This is a genomic window from Pontibacter sp. HSC-14F20, from assembly GCF_019599265.1.
In the GTDB taxonomy this organism is placed as follows: domain Bacteria; phylum Bacteroidota; class Bacteroidia; order Cytophagales; family Hymenobacteraceae; genus Pontibacter.
This window is the reverse complement of record NZ_JAHZTC010000043.1, coordinates 1-1,445: the sequence shown is the minus strand read 5'-3', so window position 1 is coordinate 1,445 and position 1,445 is coordinate 1. Positions and strand designations below refer to the sequence as shown.

Sequence of the window (1,445 nt, the reverse complement as noted above, 5' to 3'; positions counted from 1 at the left end):
CGATGGTTAGAGATCGCTATCTTATGGGTGTAGCGGCCCAGGTACTCGACCACGTGCTCAGGCCCCGAGAAGGGGCGCTTGGCATACACCACCCACTGTTTGCCGAACAGCGCCTTTAGCAGCTGCTTATCCACCTGGGGCAATTTTTCCCTGAGTATATGCACGTACTTAGCCCTGTAGACCAGGCTCATGGCCTTGACCGGGAAGAGGTAGCGGCCCTTGCCGCGGGCCCCTTTCCACCTGCCGCGCTCACTGAGCCCGCCGCCGGGCACGATGCAGTGCAGGTGGGGGTGCAGCGACAGCGTCTGGCCCCAGGTGTGGAGCACGGCCACCATGCCCGGCTTTGCCCCCAGGTGCTTTGTGTCAGAGGCGAAGGTAAGCAGCGTTGCCCAGGCGGCCTCGAAGAGGGTGTCGTAGACGGCCTTGGGCTGATGGAGGGCCAGCTGGTTCAGGGTATCGGGCAGGGTGAAGACTACATGGAAGTAGGGCACGGGCAGCAGCTCTGCCTGGCGGGCCTGGATCCACTGCTCGCGCCTGCGGCCCTGGCACTTGGGGCAGTGGCGGTTGCGGCAGGAGTTGTAGCTGACGCGCACCTGGCCGCAGTCCGAGCAGGCGTCCACATGGCCGCCCATGGCCCGGGTGCGGCAGCGCATGATGGCCGCCAGCGTGCGCAGCTGCCAGGAATTGATGCCGGCATGCTGCTCCACCTGGGGCCAGTGCAGACGCAAGACGTCTGCCACCTCGTGCTTGGCCCGCACTAGCAGTAGAGGGTGTCCAGCGGGGAGAAGGGCTTTTTCCTTCCCGACTGGGCCACGTGCAGGTAGACCATGGTGGTGTCGATGCAGGCGTGGCCCAGCAGGTCCTTGATGGAGACGATGTCCAGGCCGTCCTCGAGCAGGTGGGTGGCGAAGGTATGGCGCAGGGTGTGGGGCGTGACCTGCTTTGCCAGGCCGGCCGTCTGGCGGGCCGAGCGCACCACCCACTGCACGCCGGTGGTGGTGTAGCGCCTGTCGCGGAGCCCCTGCTGGTTTTCCTGCACCTGTCCGTTGAAGAGCCAGGTCTGCGGGCACTCAGACTGGATATACTTTTCAAGCCCGCGGATCAGGTGCTGGCTCAGGGGCACGTAGCGGTCCTTGCCTCCCTTGCCCCGGCGCACGTGCAGCATCCGGCGGTCAAAGTCCAGGTCTGAAAGACGGAGGTTGCACAGCTCGAAATTGCGCAGGCCGCAGCCGTAGAGGGTGGCCAGCAGCACGCGGTGCTTGAGCAGCAGGGGGGCGGCCAGCAGCTTTTTGACTTCGGGCTTGCTCAAGACGACGGGGAGCTTCCTGTTGCCCCTGAGGGCGGGCAGCTCGATGCGCTTGTCCTTTAGCCCCTCCATGCGGAAGACGTAGCGCAGGGAGTAGACGGTGAACTTGAAGTAAGCGTCGGAGGGGGTGTTGTGCTCC

2 protein-coding genes are annotated in these 1,445 nt (G+C 65.0%); both read right to left on the bottom strand.

What is annotated here, in order from left to right:
• The coding region (locus tag K3G39_RS20390; protein ID WP_370627293.1) for a transposase zinc-binding domain-containing protein at positions 1 to 845 on the bottom strand (845 nt) is incomplete at its 3' end.
• The coding region (locus K3G39_RS20385) for a tyrosine-type recombinase/integrase (protein WP_220628017.1) at positions 758 to 1,445 on the bottom strand (688 nt) is incomplete at its 5' end. The genes K3G39_RS20390 and K3G39_RS20385, both read right to left, overlap by 88 nt.